The organism is Ralstonia sp. SET104 (assembly GCF_003851545.1).
Classification (GTDB): domain Bacteria; phylum Pseudomonadota; class Gammaproteobacteria; order Burkholderiales; family Burkholderiaceae; genus Ralstonia.
This window is the reverse complement of record NZ_BHVX01000029.1, coordinates 1-20,914: the sequence shown is the minus strand read 5'-3', so window position 1 is coordinate 20,914 and position 20,914 is coordinate 1. Positions and strand designations below refer to the sequence as shown.

Annotated in this window: 22 protein-coding genes and 1 pseudogene; 14 read left to right on the top strand and 9 right to left on the bottom strand. The window is 62.0% G+C overall.

Annotated elements, in window-relative coordinates; all coding sequences use genetic code 11:
* Positions 1-270: 270 nt before the first annotated feature.
* From PSUB009319_RS22240 to PSUB009319_RS22225, 4 genes are read right to left on the bottom strand one after another with little or no spacing between them, the layout of a single operon-like run.
* Positions 271-906 (bottom strand): DUF2894 domain-containing protein, encoded by a 636-nt coding sequence (locus tag PSUB009319_RS22240; protein WP_374704225.1) that lies wholly within the window; start codon positions 904-906, stop codon positions 271-273.
* Entirely contained in the window at positions 893-1,582 is a 690-nt protein-coding gene (locus tag PSUB009319_RS22235) for an OmpA family protein (RefSeq protein WP_124384338.1), read from the bottom strand. The genes PSUB009319_RS22240 and PSUB009319_RS22235 overlap by 14 nt, the downstream gene beginning before the upstream one ends.
* Positions 1,579-3,678 carry a DUF802 domain-containing protein gene (locus tag PSUB009319_RS22230; protein ID WP_124384337.1) on the bottom strand — a complete coding sequence of 700 codons (2,100 nt, stop codon included), beginning with the start codon at positions 3,676-3,678 and terminating at the stop codon, positions 1,579-1,581. The genes PSUB009319_RS22235 and PSUB009319_RS22230 overlap by 4 nt, the downstream gene beginning before the upstream one ends.
* A gap of 18 nt (positions 3,679-3,696) precedes the next feature.
* Positions 3,697-4,431, bottom strand: coding sequence for a DUF3348 domain-containing protein (locus PSUB009319_RS22225; protein ID WP_124384336.1), 735 nt, complete (start codon positions 4,429-4,431; stop codon positions 3,697-3,699).
* 156 nt (positions 4,432-4,587) lie between these two features.
* Between PSUB009319_RS22225 and PSUB009319_RS22220 the strand changes: the two genes are divergently transcribed.
* Complete coding sequence (locus PSUB009319_RS22220; protein ID WP_124384335.1) at positions 4,588-5,742, top strand: class I SAM-dependent methyltransferase; 1,155 nt, start codon at positions 4,588-4,590, stop codon at positions 5,740-5,742.
* A 1-nt stretch (position 5,743) separates the two neighbouring features.
* Here PSUB009319_RS22220 and PSUB009319_RS22215 read toward each other — a convergent pair whose 3' ends face one another.
* A complete protein-coding gene (locus PSUB009319_RS22215) occupies positions 5,744-7,006 on the bottom strand; it encodes a TIGR03862 family flavoprotein (protein WP_124384334.1) in 1,263 nt (420 codons plus the stop codon).
* A gap of 188 nt (positions 7,007-7,194) precedes the next feature.
* Here PSUB009319_RS22215 and PSUB009319_RS22210 point away from each other — a divergent pair, with 188 nt between their 5' ends.
* From PSUB009319_RS22210 to PSUB009319_RS22160, 10 genes and pseudogenes are all read left to right on the top strand, one after another.
* The gene (locus tag PSUB009319_RS22210; protein ID WP_124384343.1) at positions 7,195-7,476 is read left to right on the top strand and encodes a type II toxin-antitoxin system RelE/ParE family toxin; all 282 of its coding nucleotides are present in this window, start codon (positions 7,195-7,197) and stop codon (positions 7,474-7,476) included.
* Positions 7,377-7,754 (top strand): helix-turn-helix domain-containing protein, encoded by a 378-nt coding sequence (locus PSUB009319_RS22205; protein ID WP_124384333.1) that lies wholly within the window; start codon positions 7,377-7,379, stop codon positions 7,752-7,754. Before PSUB009319_RS22210 ends, PSUB009319_RS22205 begins: the two co-directional genes overlap by 100 nt.
* Before the next feature lie 8 nt (positions 7,755-7,762).
* On the top strand, positions 7,763-8,599 hold the full coding sequence (locus PSUB009319_RS22200) for an SAM-dependent methyltransferase (protein ID WP_124384332.1): 837 nt from the start codon (positions 7,763-7,765) through the stop codon (positions 8,597-8,599).
* 474 nt (positions 8,600-9,073) lie between these two features.
* Positions 9,074-9,751, top strand: a complete 678-nt coding sequence (locus tag PSUB009319_RS22195; protein ID WP_260393117.1) for a response regulator transcription factor — start codon at positions 9,074-9,076, stop codon at positions 9,749-9,751.
* Positions 9,752-9,769: 18 nt separating this feature from the next.
* A complete protein-coding gene (locus tag PSUB009319_RS22190) occupies positions 9,770-10,042 on the top strand; it encodes a hypothetical protein (RefSeq protein ID WP_124384331.1) in 273 nt (90 codons plus the stop codon).
* A 96-nt stretch (positions 10,043-10,138) separates the two neighbouring features.
* Positions 10,139-11,203, top strand: a complete 1,065-nt coding sequence (locus PSUB009319_RS22185; RefSeq protein WP_221620981.1) for an ABC transporter ATP-binding protein — start codon at positions 10,139-10,141, stop codon at positions 11,201-11,203.
* The gene (locus PSUB009319_RS22180; protein ID WP_124384330.1) at positions 11,193-12,674 is read left to right on the top strand and encodes a glycerophosphodiester phosphodiesterase family protein; all 1,482 of its coding nucleotides are present in this window, start codon (positions 11,193-11,195) and stop codon (positions 12,672-12,674) included. Before PSUB009319_RS22185 ends, PSUB009319_RS22180 begins: the two co-directional genes overlap by 11 nt.
* 49 nt (positions 12,675-12,723) lie before the next feature.
* The gene (locus PSUB009319_RS22175) at positions 12,724-13,656 is read left to right on the top strand and encodes a LacI family DNA-binding transcriptional regulator (RefSeq protein ID WP_124384329.1); all 933 of its coding nucleotides are present in this window, start codon (positions 12,724-12,726) and stop codon (positions 13,654-13,656) included.
* Between the two features lie 414 nt (positions 13,657-14,070).
* A complete protein-coding gene (locus tag PSUB009319_RS22165; RefSeq protein WP_124384328.1) occupies positions 14,071-14,730 on the top strand; it encodes an amino acid ABC transporter permease in 660 nt (219 codons plus the stop codon).
* 4 nt (positions 14,731-14,734) lie between these two features.
* Positions 14,735-14,926 (top strand): annotated as a pseudogene (locus PSUB009319_RS22160) (ATP-binding cassette domain-containing protein); the annotation flags it as partial.
* 1 nt (position 14,927) lies between these two features.
* On the opposite strand, the gene PSUB009319_RS22155 reads toward PSUB009319_RS22160, so the two are convergent.
* Entirely contained in the window at positions 14,928-15,350 is a 423-nt protein-coding gene (locus PSUB009319_RS22155) for a hypothetical protein (protein WP_124384327.1), read from the bottom strand.
* 1,761 nt (positions 15,351-17,111) lie between these two features.
* On the opposite strand from PSUB009319_RS22155, the gene PSUB009319_RS22150 reads away from it, so the two are divergent.
* Both PSUB009319_RS22150 and PSUB009319_RS23370 read left to right on the top strand, forming a co-directional pair.
* Complete coding sequence (locus PSUB009319_RS22150; protein ID WP_260393116.1) at positions 17,112-18,290, top strand: phage integrase N-terminal domain-containing protein; 1,179 nt, start codon at positions 17,112-17,114, stop codon at positions 18,288-18,290.
* Positions 18,250-18,516 carry a hypothetical protein gene (locus tag PSUB009319_RS23370; RefSeq protein WP_260393115.1) on the top strand — a complete coding sequence of 89 codons (267 nt, stop codon included), beginning with the start codon at positions 18,250-18,252 and terminating at the stop codon, positions 18,514-18,516. Before PSUB009319_RS22150 ends, PSUB009319_RS23370 begins: the two co-directional genes overlap by 41 nt.
* An 11-nt stretch (positions 18,517-18,527) precedes the next feature.
* On the opposite strand, the gene PSUB009319_RS22145 is transcribed toward PSUB009319_RS23370, so the two are convergent.
* Positions 18,528-19,676, bottom strand: coding sequence for a hypothetical protein (locus PSUB009319_RS22145; protein ID WP_124384326.1), 1,149 nt, complete (start codon positions 19,674-19,676; stop codon positions 18,528-18,530).
* Position 19,677: 1 nt separating this feature from the next.
* Positions 19,678-20,022 carry a hypothetical protein gene (locus PSUB009319_RS22140; protein WP_124384325.1) on the bottom strand — a complete coding sequence of 115 codons (345 nt, stop codon included), beginning with the start codon at positions 20,020-20,022 and terminating at the stop codon, positions 19,678-19,680.
* Positions 20,023-20,265: 243 nt separating this feature from the next.
* On the opposite strand from PSUB009319_RS22140, the gene PSUB009319_RS22135 reads away from it, so the two are divergent.
* Complete coding sequence (locus PSUB009319_RS22135; protein ID WP_124384324.1) at positions 20,266-20,613, top strand: helix-turn-helix domain-containing protein; 348 nt, start codon at positions 20,266-20,268, stop codon at positions 20,611-20,613.
* A 21-nt stretch (positions 20,614-20,634) separates the two neighbouring features.
* Here the strand turns inward: PSUB009319_RS22135 and PSUB009319_RS23035 are convergent.
* A partial coding sequence (locus tag PSUB009319_RS23035; protein WP_221620980.1) for a hypothetical protein occupies positions 20,635-20,914 on the bottom strand: 280 nt, incomplete at its 5' end.

Below are 20,914 nucleotides of genomic sequence, written 5' to 3'. Positions count from 1 at the left end.
CGGCTGCGGGAGCACCTCAAGCTGCTGATCAACGTAAAACGGCCCAACCGCAAATGCGATCGGGCCGTCAAATCCCGTCCTGCTCGTTACGCCCTTCGATATCTTCGGAAAGACCTTAACTGAACGGCATTAGAGCTTCGGCTCCCCTTTTTGCATGCCTGCCCGTTCGGGCGATGCCCTAAGCCGAGCCTGTTCGGGTGTTGGGCGGGCGCACGCCGCGCCGCTCGATTGCACAACGGCCGATATTCAGCGTGGCTGGCACCCACACCCTCAGCGCGCCTTGCTCCGCGCCGCCTTTGCGCCGCTGCGGGCCGCATCCTGGCCAGCAGCAGCGCTGTCCCCGCCCATCTGCTCCAGCCACGAAAGCGCATCCACATACGACAGAAACTGTCGCAGATAATCCGGCGATACCTCGCGCATCAACACCAGCGACCGATGCACAAGACTGCTTGAATTGAGCGGGCCGGCGTTCACCGGCACCTGGTCCAAGGCATCACGCAACTGCTTCGCGGCGCTGACGCGAGACCAGGTATCCCGCACGTCTTCGAGAATCTTCAGCGCAGGGGATGCGTCGGGGGGGCGCCCCGAAACGCCCGCGACAGCAACGCCGACCTCCATGCGCGCACGGCTGGCAATGTCGCTCAGCAGTTCGGTCAATGCGCTACCGGCAGACGCAGTTGAGTCGGCGGCATCGGCGGACAACGCCGCGCGATCCACGTCTTCTGCATAGGCGGCAACCAGCTTGCCGAGCCGCGCATCCAGAATGCGTCGCGCCGCGCCGGTTTGGCTGAGCGTGCGCCGATGCAGTGCCTCGATGAAGTGGAAGCGCACGCGGTCCAGCCGATCAGCGCCGCTTGCGCGCCAGTTGTCGAGCATCGCCTGCGTGGATGAATCAGCGAGGCTCACGACGCTCACCGTTGGAAGCGGTTTGCCTGGGCACGGGCGCGATCTCCACACGCCGGTTCTTGGCGCGGCCCACATCGTCCGCATTGGAACTCACGGGCTGTTGCGAGCCGAACGCTGCCGCGAACACGCTCGACGCGGGGATACCCTCATCAATCAAGGCACGCGTCACGGTTAATGCGCGCTTGGCGGACAGTTCCCAGTTATCTGCAAATTGGCGATTGCCGGCCCGCACCTGTTGGTCGTCAGAAAACCCGCTCACCATCAGAATCTCTTCACGCGATGTGAGATATGCAGCCAGCGGCGCCGCAAGGCTCTTCATCAGCGCGCGGCCCTCGGGCTGCAACTGGTCTGAGTTGATTGCAAACAGCACATTGCCGTTGATGCCGATGCGCCCGTTGACAAGCGTCACGCGCCCTGCGGCCAGCGGGCCGGCAAGCGCCTGCTCCAGCGTCTTGCGGCGCTGCGCCTCGGCCTCGCGCTGCCTGACCTCGTTCTGCAGCTTGGACGACAGCTCCAGCTGCACACCGATCAAGCCCACCAGAATCAGCACGAAGGCACCCAGCAGCACCGACATCAGGTCGCCAAACGCGGCCCAGATCGGCGCGGTGGCCTCAATGCCACCGGCGCCCTCTACCCCGCCTGCGCCGCCCACGCCGCCGTCAATCTCGTCGCTCATGCCGCTTCGGTTCCGGCCAGGGCACGCTGGTCACCCAGCCGGTGCAGGTCTTCCAGGATCTGCTTCTGAGACAGCATGCTCAGGTCAATCACCTCACGCGCCTGCGCCACGTAGTAGGCCAGTTGCTCGTCACTGCGCGTGAGTGACTTGTCGAGCGCCGCTTCAATGCGCTCGAGGTGCGCCGCAAGCTTGTCGTTCGATTCGCTGAACAACTGCACGGCCACACCAAACGCTTCGCCCAGGCTCGCCACCTCGACCGCGCTGCCGGTTACCTGGGCGGCCACCGCGCCAAGCTTGCCGGTCTCGGCTTCCACCCGATCGGTGAATCGCACGCCCACGCGTTCCAGCAGCTCCGCTGACGTTGCCACCAGCGCATCCACCGCCGTCCGCTGCTCGGTCGAAGCGTGGTTCACTGCATTGAGCAGCGTTTCCAGTGTGCCCAGCAGGCGCGCGCGCTCGTCCAGCATCGCGGTATCGCGCACCATGCTGTCGGACAACTTCTGGCGCAGCTCGGCAACCACTTCGGCTGCGGCCTTGGGCGCTTCCGATGCGGCCTGCACCAGGCGCGAAATCTCGCTGATCGTGTCTTTGGCGTGCGCTTGTGTTTGCGCAGAGATATCGCGCGCAGTCTGCGCCAGCGCATCGCAGATGTCCTGCTGACGGCCCGCCGTGTCGGCGCCCGCTTTCTCCCACGCCTGACTCAGCTTGGCGCCCATCGCGCCGAGCGCCTCGGTCCACGCGGCCAGACGTTGCTCGTCTCGTGCTTCCAGCGCGGCTTGCAACGCCGTATGCGATTGGCGCGACGCGTCCTGCAGCGATGCGGCGTGTTGCTCGAACGTCGCGGCAGCGGCTTCCAAGGCGCGCTGGTTCCGGCCGGCCAGTTCTGCGTGAGCGTGCTCTTGCCGTGCAAGCGCATCGCTCCAGGCGCCGGACAACGTGCCCGCCGTCGCCCCCAGGCGTTCCGAAACGCCATCGAGCAACCGGGCGGAGCGTTGCTCGAATGTCTCGGCAAAGCGATCCAGCGACGTGCCTACCTGCCCAACCAGCGCTTCGCTTGCGCGCTGATGTGCGGACAAGGCGTTGCTCCAGATGCCCGAAACGGTCTCGGCCGTGGCCTCGAAGCGCGTCGACAGGCAATCCAGTTGGTGCTGCACTGCGTGCGTCACCGTCTCCTGCAGTGCGGCCGATTCACGCGCGAGCCCTGCCATCGTGGTTTCCACCACGGGCTGCAGCGCCGCGCTGGCAACACGTGCGCTTTCGGCGGCGCTGTCCTTCAACGACTGGCCGACCGAAGAGGCCAACTGACTGTAGGCGGCTTCCGCTTTGTCGAGAAACGCCTGCTGGCTGGCGATCTGCCGCTCGTTGCTGGCTGCGCCCTGCTGCTCCAGCGACGCCATCATCGCCTGCAGGCGATCAACCAGCGCGGGCATCACATCGGATTGCCGCTGCAGGAGCTTGAATGTCTCTTCACGCTGATGCGCATGCGAATAGATGCGCAGCGTGGTGGCAATCCTGGCGTCGAGCGCCTGGACAGCCTGAAGCCGCTCGCGCCGGCACAGCGCAGAGAGCAACCCCAGCATGGCGGACGTGGCCACGCCGGCAATCGAGGTGCCGAACGAGAACCCCAGCCCTTTGATCGGCGCGGCCAGCGATGCGCGGATCGCCTGCAGGTCCGTTGCGCTCTCCAGCGCCGCACCGGTGCCCTTGAGCGTGACCACCATGCCAAGCAGCGTGCCCAGCATGCCCAGCAGCACCAACAGGCCCACGAGGTATGGCGTCAGCGCGGGCGCCGGCAGCGCAACGCGCTCGCCTTCCACGCGCAGGCGCACAGCATTGCGCAGGCTCGCGTGCAGTTGCTCCAGCCACGCGGCCAGGTTCGGCGGCGGCTCAGCCAGCCCCGCCACAGCCTGCATGACGGTGCCGGTGGCGTACCGATAGCGGCGCAGTTCCAGCGCACCCGCCACATAGGCGGTACCGATCACGAGCGTGACGGCCAGCGCCAGCAGATTCCCGTCAACAAGGTAGCCGGCGGAAATCCATCCCAAGGCCGCCAGCCCAACAGAAAAAACGATGAGATTCAGGTGATGTCTGGACATGAATGGTGTCTGTCCCGCTTAGCGGTGGCGAAGGGCTGCAAGCAACCCATCGACCGGTTGAAAACGAACATCAAGCTCGGCCAGGAGCACGCTCTGCATATCCTTGCGGAACGCGTCCAGCCAGGCGCGGGATGTGGATTGTGTCGGTTGGCCTGCGGCCGGCAGTTCCGCCTGCCGCTGTGCATCCGCAGCGCGCAGGCGCTCAAAGTACGGCCCCAGCATCGGCGGAATGGCCCCCAGCAGCGCGCGTTCGCGGCCTGCAAGCGCCTGCTCCATGCTGGCATCAAGCACCGCCAGCCGCGCGAGATCGGGTGTCCGGCTGGCCAACAGGCGCCGCAGGCGGCCACGCAGGTCGCTGATCTCCAACTCCATCGTCTGCTGCATCAGCAGGTAGCGCTGCCGAAAATCGGCGTAGTCGACCACCACCGGCGCCGATGCGTTCTGGATCGGAGCGCGTGACCCGGTCCGGACATCGGGCGCGCAACTGGACGCGATGGACTTGGTCAATGCGGCACGCACGCGAGCGCCGATGGTCTCGGCGTCCGGGCCGGCAAGCCGCACGTTGGAAGCAATGGCAGGCGGAACTGCGTTCAGCGCCGACGAAAGCGTGATGGCATCCGTCCAGCTGAGCCATTGGCTCAGGCGGTCGGAAAGCGGCTGCGCGGATACGGAAACATCGACGTCCGTCAGGCGAGCAAGAATGCGGATCAGCGCAGGGCCGCTGAGCGCCCTGCGTTGCTGGGCGTGCGCCATGCTACGAGTGCCGAAAAAAGGCTGGAGTTTACACTGCCTGCCGCATCGGGCCACCTTCCTTGAGTGCCTGTTAAGTCACTCATCGCATTGTGCGATCGGGCCACCGGCTGTATTGTGTCGCCCACTACCGCGCCCTCCCCCGCTTTTACCCCCTCCGTGACCAATCACCCGACCCTCACCTGGACTGCCGCCGACCCTGAAACGGGCACCGATGCCTCGCACACCGCCCGGTGGCGCTCTGAAGCGGGTAACCCGCCGCCCAAGCGCGTGGTCCTCGCAGACGACCGCATCACCGCTGACGCCGCCTACCGCCTCGCGTGCGAGGGCACGGCATTGCTCTGGCAAGGCGACTTTCAGAACGCGCGGCAACTGCTGCAGGCCCTGTCCCGCCGCACCGACCGTAAGCCGCGCAAGGAAGCTGCCTCGCCCATCGACTTGTTCAACCTGCATCGACAGGCCCAGTCGCAGCGTGCACGCACGCTTGGCATGCTGCTGGTTCCGCTGGATGCCGACTACACCATCCCCCTGCGCCGCGCCCCCGACGTGCGCCAAGCCTGCACCGAGGCCTACGGCGCCAGTGATGCAGCGGCGGCCGCTTCAGTCGTATCGCTGCGTGAGCTGCTCGGGCTGATCGGCGCGCACGAATGGCGCAAGAAAGGTGTCGAGATTGCCGCGCTGGGCGGTGAGCGCATCCACCCGCACTACGGTGTGTTCTCGCCGGTGCGTGGGGAATACATCGATCTGGTGGCGAAGGCGCCGTTGCCCTCCACGGCACTGGCGTTCGACATCGGCACCGGCACCGGCGTGCTCGCGGCGGTGCTCGCCAAACGCGGCGTGAAGCGTGTTGTCGGCACCGATCAAGACCCGCGCGCGCTGGCTTGCGCGCGCGAGAACCTTGCGCGCCTCGGGTTGCAGACCCAGGTCGACGTCGTTGAAGCGGATCTGTTTCCTGAAGGCCGCGCGCCGCTGGTTGTCTGCAACCCGCCATGGCTGCCGGCGCGGCCCAGTTCCCCCATCGAGCGGGCGGTCTATGACCCGGACAACCACATGCTGCGGGGCTTCCTGAGCGGCCTCGCCGCGCACCTTGAGCCCGATGGCGAAGGCTGGCTGATTCTGTCGGACTTTGCCGAGCATCTCGGTCTGCGCACGCGTGAAGCGCTGCTGACGATGATCGATGCGGCGGGCCTGCAGGTTGTTGGCCGCGACGACATCAAGCCGAAGCACCCGAAATCTTCCGACGCCACTGACCCGCTCCACCAGGCGCGCGTTGCCGAGGTCACGTCATTGTGGCGCCTGAAAGCGCGCCAGTAACTTAGGGCCTCAACGCCGCCAGATAGTCGAGCACGCCCTGCCCCGCCGCGGCGCCGCTCGCAAAGCACGCGCTCAGCAGATAGCCGCCGGTGGGCGCTTCCCAGTCGAGCATCTCGCCCGCGCAGAACACGCCCGGCAAGCGCTCGATCATCAGGTTCGCATCCAACGCCTCAAACGCCACGCCGCCCGCACTGCTGATCGCCTCGTCAATCGGGCGGGCACGGGCAAGCCGCACTGGCAGCGACTTGATGGCCTTGGCGAGTTGCGTGAGATCGGCAAACGCCTCTTTCGAGAGGCATTCGCGCAGCAGCCCCAGCTTCACGCCCGTGATGTTCAGCTTGCTCTGCAGGTGGCTCGACATCGAGCGTGCGCCACGCGGGCGCATCAGCTCGTCTGACACGCGCTGTGCACTCCAGCCAGGCGCCAGATCGAGCCAGATGGTGGTCTCGCCGTCTGCCAGCAGCGCATCGCGGATGGGCGCTGACAGCGCATAGACAAGGCTGCCTTCCACGCCCGTCTGCGTGACGACGAACTCGCCCTGTCGGAATTGCAGCGTGCCGTCACTGGCGGATGGCAAACCGATGGCGACCGACTTCACCGGCTGCCCCGCAAAACGCGCCTGAAAATGCGCGCTCCAATCCGCATCGAAACCGCAGTTGGCGGGCTTGAGCGGCTGCACCTGCACGCCGCGCGCTTCCAACAGCGGCACCCAGGCGCCGTCGGAGCCCAGTCGCGGCCAACTGCCGCCGCCCATGGCCAGCACCACGGCATCGGCTTGCACCAGCCGCTCGACATCGGGAGTGGCAAAGCGCAGCACCTGCGCGCGGCTCGTCGGCTCTGCCCACCCCACCCAGCGATGCCGCATGTGCAACTGCACGCCCGCTTCGCGCAGCCGATGCAGCCACGCGCGCAGTAGCGGCGCCGCTTTCATCTCGGTCGGAAACACGCGGCCCGAGCTGCCGACAAACGTGTCGATCCCCAGCCCGTGAATCCACGCACGCAACGCGTCGGGGTTGAAGCGGTGGATGAGGGGGCCAAGCTGGTCTCTGCGCGCACGATATCGGCCGAGAAACGCGTCGATTGGCTCCGAATGCGTAATGTTCATCCCGCCAATCCCCGCCAGCAGGAACTTGCGCCCCGCCGACGGCATGGCGTCGAACACCTCCACACGTACGCCGTTGCGGGACAAAACTTCAGCGGCCATCAGCCCGGCGGGGCCGGCGCCAATCACAGCAACGAGGGGGGCGTTGAGCGGTTCAGACATGCGATGACAGACAGATCGTGCAAAGGGCGAGCAAACGGGGCGCCATTGTCACATCCCAACTGAGCCCCGGCAAACGAATAGCAAACATAGTTAGCCATTTGGTTAGCAATTTGCTAATATTCCGGGATGCACGCCGTTGCGTTCACAAAGCGAGCCGCGCAATGTCGCCGCAATGATTCGACGCAACGATTCGAGCCAAGATCGATGCACTTGCCGTCGCCCGCTACGCTCCAAGCCCGAATGCCAAGAAGCTCGCCGGGCGTGAGGGCTACCGGCTCCGCGTTGGCGACTGGCGCGTGCTGCATCAAATTGAAGATGGCTGTGTCGTGACCGTGGCACTGGCCATCAAACCGCGCGGAGGCGCATATCAATGGCGCAAATCCAATACATCGAGCGTGACGGTCACCGTGAATTTGCCGTGGTTCCAATTGAACTCTGGGACCGCATCAAGCATCTGGCCGAAGACCTGAATGACGAAACCCTGTTCGACCAGGCCACCGCTGCTGACAACGGTTTTCGCGTTCCCGCCGCCGTTATGGATGCCGAACTTGCAGGCGATCACCCAGTGCGCGCGTGGCGCAACTACCGGCGCATGACCCAGGACGCCCTGGCAGAAGCCACCGGTATCAGCAAACCCTATCTCAGTCAGATCGAGACCGGGCAACGCGGTGGCACAGCCGAGTTGCTCAAGAAACTGGCCGACGCATTGAACGTGCCGCTCGACCTGCTGGTCGACGCATCCCATTGACCCTCGCGATGTCCAACAAAACCCACGAAATCCGCCCCAACCAGTCGATCGAGCTGCTCAAGGAACTGCACATCCTGACGCGCGACGGCAAGATGAACCAGGACAGCCGACGCAAGCTCAAGCAGGTCTATCACCTGTTCCAGTTCATCGAGCCGCTGCTGGCCAACGTCCAGCAAGCCAAGGGGCACGTCTCGCTCGTCGACCATGGCGCAGGCAAGTCGTACCTCGGCTTCATCCTGTATGACCTGTTCTGCAAGGAACAACCTGGCGATGGCACGTCGCACGTCTACGGCATCGAAACGCGCGAAGAGCTGGTCACCAAGTCCACCGAGCTTGCCGCGCGGCTCGGTTTCAAGGGCATGTCGTTCCTCAATCTGTCTGTGGCGGAGTCCATCACCTCGGACCGCCTGCCGGCCACCATCGACATCGTGACCGCACTGCACGCGTGCAATACCGCCACCGACGATGCGATCCGCTTCGCGCTGGAAAAACAGGCGCAGTACATGGTGCTCGTGCCGTGCTGCCAGGCGGAGGTGGCCGGCATGCTGCGCAAGAACAAGGGCAAGTCGCTCGGCAATGCACTCACGGAACTCTGGCGCCACCCGCTGCACACGCGCGAGTTCGGCAGCCAGGTCACCAACGTGCTGCGCTGCCTGCAGCTTGAGGCCCACGGCTATCACGTGAGTGTGACGGAGCTCGTCGGCTGGGAGCATTCGATGAAGAACGAGCTGATCATTGCGCAGTACAAGAACCTGCCCCGCAAGCGACCGACCGAGCGGCTACATGAGGTGATCAGCACGCTGGGCCTGGAAGAACTGCACGAGCGCTTCTTTGCCCCGGATTGATCGGCGGGGAAGACAACGGCACCCGCTGCCCCACCAACGTACAAGAAAGGCTTGAACGATACGGTTCAAGCCTTTTTTTGCTTTGATGCGGCGCATTTTCACCATGCACTGAGATCGGACCCGATCACCGCACGCGGTGGACCGGATGGCCGACAAGTCATAAGCGCCTCAACAATGGGCGGAGTAAAAATTGTTGCCCGCGCTTACGGATAGCTGAGGATCGAGGCCCTGGGAACCCGGAACCTTTTTCATGGCGCGCAAAACTCAGCCAGAGCGCATTCGACACCGGGCACCGGCCGCTTTTTAGGACGCTTCCGCTTTCCGGGCGGAGTGCACGCCCATAGAGTCTCTGCACAGTCCTGACAGCCCTCTGGCTGCGCGTGCAGCGTGAGGGCCTTCCTGCACGCGTACGCCGCATCAATCTGCAAGCCAGTGAAAAACATTGCCATAAACCCCGTAATCGTTCGCGTCGCGGTGGCCGATGACCATCCGGCCATCCTGCTTGGCGTAAAGCACGAATTTGCCACCGACCGGGCGGTCCGGGTCGACGGCCTTGCCCGCGATTCCACTGAACTCATCCCACTGCTCGACCGCACGGACTTCGACGTGCTCGTCTGCGACTACGCCATGCCTGGCGGGGAATACGGCGACGGGCTGCCGCTGCTGTCGCTGATCCGGCAGCGCTATCCGAATGTGCGCGTCGTCGCCTTGACCATGATGGAGAACCCCGCCATCCTGCGCGCGCTGATGACAGAGGTGCGCTGCATCGTCAGCAAATCGGATCTGATGACACACCTGTCGCTGGCCGTACATGCGGCGTTTGCGCAGAGGCAGTATCTGGCGCCCGCGGTCGAGACCATCCTGCGCACGCCACCGGCACATCAGCAGCGCCAGCACGGGCGAGCACCGCTCACACACCGCGAGCTGGAAGTCGTGCGGCTGTTTGTGTCGGGCATGACCGTCAATGAAATTGCCAGCCAACTGAACCGCAGCAAAAAAACGATCAGCACACAGAAAAACACGGCCATGCGCAAACTGAATATCGACCGTGACGCCGACCTCGTCCACTACGGTATCGAAACGGGCCTGATTTCGTCGGCCATGCGGCCTGGTCAGACCAGTCCGATGGACAAACCTGCGGGCGATTTCTAACATAGCCACCAACGCGCCATGACGCCGGCGCGCCAATCACCAATCACCGGGACAATGCGCGTCACCGTTGTGGGGAGCCACAGCTACACCATGAAGAACACCGAAAGAAAAGAAGTGCGGCAGATCCTGATTGCGTTTGCAACGCTGGCCGGGCCGTCACGTCAGGCGTTTCTGGGCGCGATGAACGACTTCATGTTCGCCTCGCCACAGCGCAGGCGGTTGATCGTCAATGCGTGGAAGCAGGAGGATTCGTCGGAGGCCGACGAGCAAACAACCAAACCAGCCGCTTGAAACCGCAGGCAAGCGTCAAACTGGCTCGCACTGCGGTGCCTGCCATGATGTGGCCCGGCCACGCCTAGCGTGCGGCCATTGAGTTCAACAGAGAGCGTGACATTGCGCTCGCGATCAAGCCTGACGAAGCAGTTTGGCGAGACCCCAGTCATCGACAACATGAACCTGGATGTGGCGACGGGCGAGATGATCGCCCTGCTCGGCCCGTCCGGCTGCGGAAAGTCCACCACGTTGTTCGCCATCAGCGGCATTCACCGGGTGGATCGAGGCCAGATCCGGATTGCCGGCCAGGACGTGACGCAGGCTTGCCCGCAAGAGCGTAATGTCGGCGTGACGTTTCAATCCTATGCGTTGTACCCGCACATGACGGTCGCGCAGAACGTCGGCTTTCCGTTGAAGGTCCGCGGCGAAACCGCTGCCGAGATCCAGCGCAAGGTGGCAGAAATTGCCGAACTCGTGCGCATCGACGGGCTGCTTCAGCGCAAGCCTGCTGAACTGTCCGGCGGCCAGCAACAACGCGTATCGCTCGCGCGGGCCATCGTCCGCCGGCCGGACGTACTGCTCATGGATGAGCCATTGGCCAACCTTGACGCCGGCCTGCGCATCAATATGCGCACCGAGATCCGCCGGATCCAGAAGGAAGCTGGCATTACAGCGATTCTGGTCACGCACGATCAGGTCGAAGCGATGAGCATGTGCGACCGCATTGCCATCATGCAGCACGGCAAGGTCGTTCAGGTCGATACGCCGGTGCAGATGTACCGGAACCCGAGCAGCGCCTTCGTCGCCGAGTTTCTCGGCAACCCGCCGATCGCCTTCCTCGACGGCATCGTGGATGCACAGCACTTTGTCAGCCCGGGCGCCAGAATGGCGTTCCCGCGCGGGGCAGCACCAGGTTCGGGCAGCCAGGCCGTGCGGGTCGGCGTGCGGCCGGAGCACGTGGAGGTGACAGCCGAAGGCGCCAACGTTGCAACGGTCAGCTTCATCGAACATCAGGGCCGCGAGATCCTGTATGACCTGCAACTTGCCAATGGCGCCGTGATCCGCACGCTGCAATCCGCCAGGAGCGATCTCCGGCTTGGCGAAACCATTCGGTGGCAGGTCGCCCCCGAGAACATCCTGATGTTTGACGCGCAAGGAAACCGCTTCCATGTCGCGTGAACAACGTCAGCGTGCACTGGCAGCACTGACACGACCGCAGCCGCTTTGCATCGCCCACCGTGGCGCCAGCGGCCACAGGCTCGAAAATACCCTGGAGGCGTTTGCGCTGGCCGCGCACCTGAACGCCGACATGTGGGAGATCGATGTCCAACTGACAGCCGATGGCGTTTGCGTGGTCAGCCACGACGACAACCTGAGCAAGACCGCCGGCCAAGACGTCCGGATTCAGGATGTCACGCATGCACAGTTACAGACCTATCCGCTGCACAACGGAGAGCCCGTCCCCACCGTTCGCGAAGTCGTAGCGCTTGCCGCCCTGACTGGCTGCGGCCTGTACATCGAGCTCAAGGCCAAGGGCTCGGGCCCGAAGGTGGTTGCACTGCTCAAGCAGATGCAATTCGCGAACGCGGTGCTCGGTTCCTTTGATGTCTCGCAGATCAGCGAACTGGCTGCAGCCGCGTGCCCTTTCCCGTTGTCGGTGCTGGTGCCCGGCGGAGCGGACCCATTCGTGTTGGCTGAGCAGGCCAGCGCCGACATGATCCACCTGTGCTGGGAAAAGGCGTCCGAAACACCGCACCAACTGTTGACCGCCGAACTGATGGCCGAGGCGGCCGCACGCGCGTTGCCCATCGTGGTCTGGCACGAAGAACGCGCAAGCGAAATCGCCCGGCTCATGCAACTGCCGGTGTGGGGTATTTGCAGCGACCTGCCGGAAATGGTCGGCGCCTATCACCCCGATCCCGACAACCCGATCGAAATCGTCTGCCACCGTGGTGCCAGTACGGTGGCCCCGGAGAACACGCTTGCCGGTGCGGAACTCGGGTACCGCATGGGCGCACAGACCATCGAGCTTGACCTGCATACGACGGCTGACGGGCAACTCGTGGTCATTCACGATGACACGCTCGACCGGACCACCAGCCTGAATGGGCCGGTCTGCCACCGCACCCTCGCGGAGTTGTCGCGGTGCGATGCCGGCTCGTGGTTCCATCGGCGGTACGCCACAGAAGTGGTCAGCCCGTTTGGCGCCTATCTGGCACTGGCCAGCCGCTACGGCGAGTCGCTGTATGTCGAGCTCAAGGCTGCAGACGTGAGCCAGGTACTGCAGGAAGTTGCCGCACACAACGCATGGTTGCATTGCTTCTTCTGGAGCTTCGATGCGGCCTGCGTGGACAGGGTCCAGTCTGCCAGTCCGCAGGCCAGGGTGATGCGACGCCGCCAGGACTATCCCACGCTTACAGCGCTGCTTGAGACAGGGACACCTTATGTTGTCGAATACGACTACCGTCTGGACGACCTCTCGGAGTTTGCCGAATGCCGCGCCGCCGGTGCAAAAGTCATGCTCCGTTTCTTTGCGGACGAGACCGACTCCGCCATTGGCCTCATCGGGCTCAAACCCGACATGGTCAATGTAGACGATCCGTTTGCATTCAGCCGCGCTTACCGTGCCTGGCAGCAACGCAGGCCGTAGTGCGGCATCATAAGCTTTTCATCCGTTCCCATAACAGGTCACACGACCAATGCTTAAACAGGTCACAGCCCAGGAAGTCGCAGACGCCGCAGGGGTCTCCCGCTCCGCCGTTTCGCGCACCTTTTCCAATTCCGGATACGTTTCGGAAAAGACCCGCAATAAAGTGCTGAAGGCCGCCGATGCCCTCGGGTACCGCGTCAATCATCTGGCGCGCGGTCTGAACATGCAACGCTCCGACCTGGTGGGTCTTGTGGTCGCCGATCTGGACGCCCCCTTTCGCTCCCTGCAACTGAAGGATCTGAGTGAGGCGCTGTTGGAAAGCCAGTTCCGCCCGCTTCTGGTCCCCACCGCAGAGCGTCGGGACATCTCCCAGGTCATCGACATGCTGATGCGGTACAACGTGTCCGGCGTCATCATCACCTCTGACACGCCGCCCGCTGAGATCTATCAGAACTGTATCCGCCACGAGCTGCCGGTTGTCCTGATCAACAAGGCCGACAACCCGCCGAAAGTCGACCGCGTGCTGTGCGACAACGAAAAAGGCATTGCGCTGCTGACGGACTTCTTCCGTCAGGCACAGTGCCAACACATCGCGGTCGTCGCCATCGAACAAGGCTCTTACAGCATTCGATCCCGTGAGCGCCTTTTCGTCAGCATGGCGCGCAGCATGGGCATACGGACCACGGTGATTCGTGCACCCAAACATGACTATCAAGGCGGGGTCATGGCTGCGAGAGAAATCCTGTCAGCGCCTGCGTTGCCTGACGGCGTGTTCTGCACCAATGACTATATGGCAATGGGGCTGACGAGCTGGGGCAATTCGGTTCTCGATCTCGAATCAAACAAGATCGATATTCACTTCGGCCTCGCACCAGCGCCCCAGCGGCGCCAGGCGATCGACTTCACGAACCCACTGTTCCACAACTTGAACACGGTGGTCGCCAAAAAAGTCACTGGACTTCAGGACTTGGGAAGACATTAACAAGCCAGACATCCGCGTGGCGGTAGACATCGGCTCTAGCCACGACCAGGTCGCGACGAAGCTTCTGCCCAAGGCAAAGATCCTGCGCTTTGAGAGCATTCCTGCCGCAACGTTGGCTCTCCAGTCTGGACGTGCCGACTGTCAAGTTCTTGCGATTCTGGTGTCGACTGCGCTTCTGGTCAAAGTGCCGAACGTTGGAAAGATCATCGTTCCCACCCCTGAGGAGGCAAACGTAACGTGTGCGGGGATCCGCAAACAAGCAGATACGAAGTTTGCGGAAGCGGTTAACGCTTGGATCGCTGATGCGCGAAAGAACAAAGCGCATTCAGGACTCCATCATTTCAAACATGCAGACGCTTGCGCACGTGCCGCCCACGGCGTTCCCGCCGCAAATTACGTTTTGAGGGTGGAACGATGTACAACTGGGATTTTGCGTCGCTGCTTCAATACCGCAGCGTCATCTTGGCCGGCGTATGGAGTACGGTGGCGTACACGCTGGTGATCATCGCATCGGGCCTTGCAGTTGGTGTGCTCGTTGGGCTCGGTCGAGTCTCGGCAGGCCGCTGGTTAAGCGGTTCCCTTCGATGCTATGTCGAACTCTTTCGTTGCACGCCAGTGCTGGTGCAACTCGTGTGGTTTTACTACGCACTTCCTGTTGTCACCGGCATTGAACTTTCGCCCGGTCTGGCGGCGGTACTCTCGTTGACACTGTACGGCGGCGCCTTCTACTCCGAAATCGTACGCGGCGGCATCATCTCCATCGATAAAGGCCAAGTCGAAGCCGCACGAGCCATTGGCATGCGTAGCGCACAGGTAATGCGCCGCGTGGTCCTGCCACAAGCTTTTCGACGCATGGTCCCGCCTCTCGTTAGCCAATCCATTATGCAGCTCAAGAACACATCGCTGCTTTCCGTTCTAGCTGTCCCGGACTTGCTCTACCAGGGTCAGGTGATTGCGCACGACACATATCGTCCGCTCGAAATCTATTCGCTGGTCGCAGTGATCTATTTCCTGCTCCTGCTGCCTGCCACGATGTTCGCAAAGCGCCTTGAAGCGCGGACGCTTGGAGTCTAAGACCATGCACACAGAAAAGACCCCAATGATCAGCATTCAGGGCCTGCGCAAGAGCTTCGGCAACAACACCGTTTTGCGCGACATCAATCTGTCCGTGGAACGCGGCGAGGTCATTGCATTGATTGGCCCCTCCGGCTCGGGCAAATCCACTCTACTGCGATGCCTGAACATGTTGGAGCTTCCGTGCGCCGGTAGCTTCACCCAACATCCGTCTGCTGCCTGCTGACCGTCCGGTTTAGCTCCACACTTGTATCCCCTGACCGGCGGTTTACGCAGCCGTTGCGGTTGCCTCGGCGATGCAGTCCATCGAATGCTGGCAGACCAACGCCGTATTTCCCGGCGAAGCGATCCAGTTTCTGCTCCACCAATTCCAGCATGTGCAACATGCGGCCAAGACAGATGAGCGCCCGCGCGAACACCAGACTGTAAGTCCGGCCTTGCATCGCAGTTGCGTACATGTCTACGACGGTGCCATCGATTTCCACCAGGCCACTTTCGATCCCCGCAACTTGGAGGAAAAGTTCATAGAACTCGTGACGGCCATCACCGTGGCCCTGCAGTTGCGCATGCACGCTGCGGCGATCAAGCTTTGCATAGTCGCGCATGATTTGTTGGGTCATATACGTGTTTCTCCCTGCCGAGGTCTAAGACGTACCACAGGCACCAATGTATGCGGATGCATCTCTAGTTCTAGTCTTCTTAATCAGACAACTACCGGCGGCACCTTGGAGTGGCTGACGGCGGCATTCATTGCGGTTGGACGCACCCTCCGGCAGCGTGTGCAACAAAATGCGTACAGATTGGCCAGATTGTGGCCAAGTGCGGGCCAGATTGTGGCCACGAAGTGGCCAACTGGTGGGCCATTCGACATGCAGGCGGGTTCGTGGCCAAAGATTGGCCAGATTGTGGCCAAGTGCGGGCCAAGTGCGGGCCAGATTGTGGCCAGGTTTGTCCCGCGATCTCTAGGCTTGAGCGCAATTTCCCGCTTACTGGATGTCAGTGCGCAACCGGCCGGTTGATTTTGGGCGTTCGCCGGACTCGACCGCATGGCTTTTGGAAAAAGGGGTTAGCAAGAGAGTGTCCCTGCGTGTGGCAGGAATCGCTGTATCTACAAGGGATTTGGGGGAGATTAGAAAAATGAAGACAGGCCTGAAGCAAAAATTAGTTCTTGACTGGAAATTTCTGGCGCACTAATCTGCACGCCATCGACTGCACCTCGGTGTGGTGATCGGCAGCTGGGCCGCATCTAGCCCCCGAACGCCTGCCACAGGCTGGCTTCGGAACAGGACGCGTAACGCGTTCGAATTTCAGGAAGGTGGGAGCGCAAACGGCTCCGCCCGGAATCCGATGAGGATGAACCGGGCAAAAGGTATGAAGGGAATCCCACAGGGATTCGTACGGCTCGCCAAATCGGCGCAGACGTGGCAACGCCCGCCAAGGGCATTTCAAAACGTGACGACTCGAATCCGCGATGACCTCCTGCAGCGACAGCTGCCGGGTTGGTCCGGCTTGCTTCGCGCTTAGAGCGTGGGTTCGGCACTCGAACACGTAGCGAAATATCCAAGGCACCCACAACCCGCTGAGACGCGCTTCCGTCAGGAAGAACATGCACGCCCGGGTTTCGCAATATGAAACGGTGCACACCACCGATGCAAAAGCTGTGTGAGCGCTCCTAAGGGGGCCTGCCGCTAGCCTCCCCGGCCTACACGGGGGGATTCACTGGCGCGAAGCGCGCAATGCGCTTCTTGTTTCCGATGACTCTCATTCCGCTGGACGCGGCTTCGTGCTTACCACATGGAAGTCGACCAGCCTGTTTGCGAGCGCCCATTGAGGCGTGTCGTGGGCGGGCCTGGTATCTGGCACCTTGCTCGAACCCGTCACGGTTCGGTGGCCGCAAGGAATGGAATGGGAGGAGAGAGATTCGTTCAGGAGGCGCCGAAGTGCGCTGACTTGCAATCCGAGGGTATCGCGCCCTCCACAAGAACGCGACATAGGCTCCTCTCTTTGACACAAGAGAGGATGGCGCATACAGCGCAGCTACATAGCCGAGGGATCGGCAATGTAGTTCCAGGAGTTTCTAACGTATGGCACTGTCAACCATCGTCGCCCCGGAAGCGACAAAGCAATTCCAGTAGGGACGCTACACAAGCAACAAACAGCCGGCCTCATGCTCGGAGGGATTGGCGCGTCTGCGCGCCGATTCCTGCGGGGATGAGACCGGGCGACAAAAGTCAGATGTCGTTCGGGCTTTTAGGCTGGGACGACAGGGAAGCGCACGAACAGTGTTCGGCGAGAGTAGGGAGTCAACGCATGGGCGACATGTTCAATGGGAATGGGCCGGGAAGAAATCCGGGGCAGAAAGGGCTGACGGTACGTTCTCGATGAAGGGAAACTGGAAGAAGCAGCTTGCCGATCTGCTCAAGAAGCCGGAGAACCTGCGGACTGTCAGAGGAGACCGCCGCGCGTCTGATGGTACGCAAGAGGCACGGGCGAACATCCTTTACCTCGGCTTCGAAGAGTTGAAATTGTTGGGGTATCGGTTCGATACCATCCACAGCTTCCGCCAGAAGCACATGCGGGCGCTTGTGAACAAATGGCTCGATGAGGGCAAGTCGGCATCGACCATCCAGAACCGCCTGACTACGTTCCGCGTCTTCGCTAACTGGATCGGCAAGGAGGGCTTGATTGGGTCCACTTCTGAATTCGTGGAGGACGTGCAGGCTGTCAGGCGCACGCTTTCCGCCCAGGTCGACAAGAGCTGGTCCGGCAACGGTGTTGATATCGACAAGAAGCTGGCTCAGATCCGTGCAGAGGACGAACGTGCTGGTCTCATGCTCCTGGCAGGAAGGACCTGGGGCCTGCGCCGGCTTGAGATGGTCTGTATCCGGCCGCACGCAACGGTCGTGGAAGGTGGCGTGACGAACATCCTTGCTTTCACCGATGTGAGCGTTTCCCGAGACGAGTTGAAAGCGGCCATCGCGGCGAGTGGCTCGGGGCTGCCCATCAAGAAGGGCACCAAGGGTGGACGGTATCGCGAGCTTCCCCTGGATACGCCGGAGAAGCTGGCCGTGCTCAAGGAGCTCCAGTCCGTAGTTCGAGATCGTGACGGGCATCTCGGGTGGCCCGGGAAATCCCTCCAGGCGAATGCCAAGCACCTGTCGTATCTCGCCCGGAAGTTCGGGTTGACCAAGGCGGATCTGGGCGTGACGCTCCATGGACTGCGCCACGAGGTGGCCAACAACGAGTTTGAGCGCCTATCCGGGGTGCAGAGCGCGATTCGCGGGGGAAAGTCCCCTGCATGGCGAGACCCGGGTCGCGGCTCAGTTGGTGGCACGGCTGCTTGGCCACTTACGGGTCAACATCATCAGCGCGTACTGCGGCACGGTGGTGAATATGGGCGCGGTGCACAAGAACCGCGCTATCGTCGAATTGGATGCGCTGCAACCCCACATTGGGGCGATGACGGCGGCACTCGACCGGCACGGCTTCATCAGTCTCTACATGGTTGGCGCGCGGGCGATGAGCAAACGGCGCCCGCAGGACACGGCCATTCCATATGAGTTCGTCACATTCGGGGAGACGCGCCAGCCCACCCCCGAGCTTCAAGCCGAGCTCGAATCGATCCTCAAGGCGCCGGCGTATGTGCGGGTCATGGCAGACATGACGCTGGAGACCAGCGCCAACTACTTGAACAACATGCTCGTGGTCATCGATGGCGGCTTGGACGACTCCAATACGGAAGGTCAGCAGTCCTTGCACGTCAACAACGATGCCTCAACGTGCTAGAACCCGATGCATTACGACCCAGCACCGACAACCGGCACGTTCTGCGGCACGTAACCTGATGAGGTGACGAGCTGGCGGCTACGGTTGTTGGTCGACACCTTCGCGTCAAGATGACTAACGTAGCTCTGAAACGTCGGGCACTGACCGGAGGTAAACAGATTCGGCTGACCCTGTTGCAGCGGGAAGCGTGTGTAGTACGCGGCGTTGTTACCGCTGCGGCAGTCAGCATCGATGTACTCCCACACGATGAACTGATGCATTTGTGCATACGGCGGCGGCGCTCCAGCCGATTGCAACGACGCCAGCGTGTAGGGCGCTACAGGATTGAAGATGCCGTTCTGCCATTGGCCGATGTTGATCTGGGTTCCGTTGGGCAGCGTGGCCGAAGCGGTGCCGGTCAACTGGCTTTGAGCGAGCAGCCGTACCGACGTAAAAGAAGGCAGATCGTATTTGACGCCATAGGCTTCCACTGCGTTCAGAGCATCCGCATAGGCGTTCAACGGATCGCCCGCCGAACCAGGCACGACTGCCAGATAGTCAATGCCGGCGGTACTGTGGCCGTTCGGAAGGATCGAATCGGTGAAGCCGATCAGTGACAGAACCATGCTCGCCCCTGCCGTGTAGGCGCTGGGCAGCGAACCGCCCGTCGAGACCACCTGCGTCATGCGCGCCGAGGCCACGTGGGTCAGCGGCGTGAGTATGAAATTGTCGAATGCAGTCGTGACGTATGGTGTTACCAGTTCCAGCGTGTCATTCGACTGGATCGTATGGTCCGCAGAAGAGGTATAGCTTCCGCCCGTTGCGACAAACCGCACGTAGCTTGCCGTGGCGTAGGGCGCCTGCGTCAGCGTCATCGTGAACAGTCCATCCGTGCCCGACGTAGCCGTGCCGATCTGCGCGCCGTTCGAACCATCGGGGTTCAGGAGATACGCCGTCACGGTGGCGCCCACCGTCGCGCCGCTGTTGAACACTTGCCCCGTCACGGCGGTGGTCGTTGTGCCTGGCGCGGCTTGACCGGTATACGGATTGGCCGGCTGCTGCGTCGCGATGGCAATAGCTCCACCGCTCGCAGAACTCACCGAGGTGGTGGCATCACCGCCACCCCCGCACCCTCCAAGCATCCCGGCAAGAATGAGTGGCGTAAGAATCGAGGCGCGCATCTTAATCCTTGACTCGACCCAAGGTTTCCGTGCCCTGCCCGTTCATCAGCGGCAATATGAGGGTGTCATCGGCTTGTACATGCGTGAGGACGAGCGTTCGCCCGCCGACCATGAGTTTGAGCAAGCCGTCTCGGTACACCCCGGAAAGAACCGCCTTGGATGGGTTGGGATTCTTGTCACTTCCCAGTTCATGCAGCAGGAAGTTCTCGCCATTTTTCGTGATCTGGATTTTCTCGCCCTTGCCAGGGTCGTACCACGTACCAATGAATTCAGATCCGTCCGGCTTGTTCGAGCAGGCCACCAGCATGGCTGCGCAAACGGCAAGAGACACGGCGAGTTTTTTCATGCGTTCCCCCTTGAGAAAATTGAATCACGATGACGATGCTGACGTAGGACCATGCATGCGTCCCAACTGCTGGTTCCCGGCGCCGCCTTCCTCGAGTGCAAATGACCCTGCCCTCTGCGGCCACCCAACTTTCTGAGATGCGAAATTACCATACGTATCCTTTATAGGGATAGTTGAACCCTTTTACGCCCTGTTCGACTGAGAGTATGCCTGCAACGATCTCCCGCTTCTAGTGGGAGGCGTATGGACAAGGAGGCAGAGCGCCTACTGGCCGAGTCAGTGGGTCGTGCAATAGCACGCAGGCGCCTGGCGGCGGGATATACCCAAGAGGAAGTTGCCGAAAAACTTGGGCTTGGCCGAGGCGCCGTTGCTCGTGTTGAGCAAGGCATCGCTATCCCCACGGTTGTTCGCCTGGTCGAGTTGGCTGAATTGTTCCGCTGCCGCGTTGATGACCTCCTGGTCGAGGGATCAACGCGGCTAGATGACCAGGCTGCGTTCATTGCCCAGCAGCTCACACCATTGGGGGCGGATGAGCGTCAACTTCTAGTTGACTGGTTGCAAAATTTCGCGAGGCAATTCGCAAAACGCTAGGGGCTGTAGACAAACTCCCCGCTACCAGATGAAGGCGGCTGCAATGGAGATGAAAGCGCTGAACCAGCGGGCCAGCTTGTCATGGCGGGTAGCGATCCAGTGGAACGTAGGCGTGTATGTGTCGCCATGACTTGGGCGCGCGACCATCTTGAGATAAGCACGGCAAAAAAGAAACGTAAGCGTGTCCCCAGCACCGTCTCGACGGTGTGAGAGGAAGTTGCCAGAGTGATCCCCACTAAAATCTATGGTCCCCTCCGTTTTTGCAACCCTGATCTTTGACGGTGTGGTTGGCTTGCCAAAA

Bases quoted from the DNA above. Each gene is read 5' to 3' on its own strand.
- PSUB009319_RS22190 (WP_124384331.1), top strand. From the start codon at position 9,770: ATGACGCCGGCGCGCCAATCACCAATCACCGGGACAATGCGCGTCACC.
- PSUB009319_RS22230 (WP_124384337.1), bottom strand. From the start codon at position 3,678: ATGTCCAGACATCACCTGAATCTCATCGTTTTTTCTGTTGGGCTGGCG.
- PSUB009319_RS22140 (WP_124384325.1), bottom strand. From the start codon at position 20,022: ATGAAAAAACTCGCCGTGTCTCTTGCCGTTTGCGCAGCCATGCTGGTG.
- PSUB009319_RS22235 (WP_124384338.1), bottom strand. From the start codon at position 1,582: ATGAGCGACGAGATTGACGGCGGCGTGGGCGGCGCAGGCGGGGTAGAG.
- PSUB009319_RS22205 (WP_124384333.1), top strand. From the start codon at position 7,377: ATGGCGCAAATCCAATACATCGAGCGTGACGGTCACCGTGAATTTGCC.
- PSUB009319_RS22180 (WP_124384330.1), top strand. From the start codon at position 11,193: ATGTCGCGTGAACAACGTCAGCGTGCACTGGCAGCACTGACACGACCG.
- PSUB009319_RS22135 (WP_124384324.1), top strand. From the start codon at position 20,266: ATGGACAAGGAGGCAGAGCGCCTACTGGCCGAGTCAGTGGGTCGTGCA.
- PSUB009319_RS23370 (WP_260393115.1), top strand. From the start codon at position 18,250: ATGAGCAAACGGCGCCCGCAGGACACGGCCATTCCATATGAGTTCGTC.
- PSUB009319_RS22215 (WP_124384334.1), bottom strand. From the start codon at position 7,006: ATGTCTGAACCGCTCAACGCCCCCCTCGTTGCTGTGATTGGCGCCGGC.
- PSUB009319_RS22200 (WP_124384332.1), top strand. From the start codon at position 7,763: ATGTCCAACAAAACCCACGAAATCCGCCCCAACCAGTCGATCGAGCTG.
- PSUB009319_RS22175 (WP_124384329.1), top strand. From the start codon at position 12,724: ATGCTTAAACAGGTCACAGCCCAGGAAGTCGCAGACGCCGCAGGGGTC.
- PSUB009319_RS22165 (WP_124384328.1), top strand. From the start codon at position 14,071: ATGTACAACTGGGATTTTGCGTCGCTGCTTCAATACCGCAGCGTCATC.
- PSUB009319_RS22150 (WP_260393116.1), top strand. From the start codon at position 17,112: ATGAAGGGAAACTGGAAGAAGCAGCTTGCCGATCTGCTCAAGAAGCCG.
- PSUB009319_RS22225 (WP_124384336.1), bottom strand. From the start codon at position 4,431: ATGGCGCACGCCCAGCAACGCAGGGCGCTCAGCGGCCCTGCGCTGATC.
- PSUB009319_RS22145 (WP_124384326.1), bottom strand. From the start codon at position 19,676: ATGCGCGCCTCGATTCTTACGCCACTCATTCTTGCCGGGATGCTTGGA.
- PSUB009319_RS22155 (WP_124384327.1), bottom strand. From the start codon at position 15,350: ATGACCCAACAAATCATGCGCGACTATGCAAAGCTTGATCGCCGCAGC.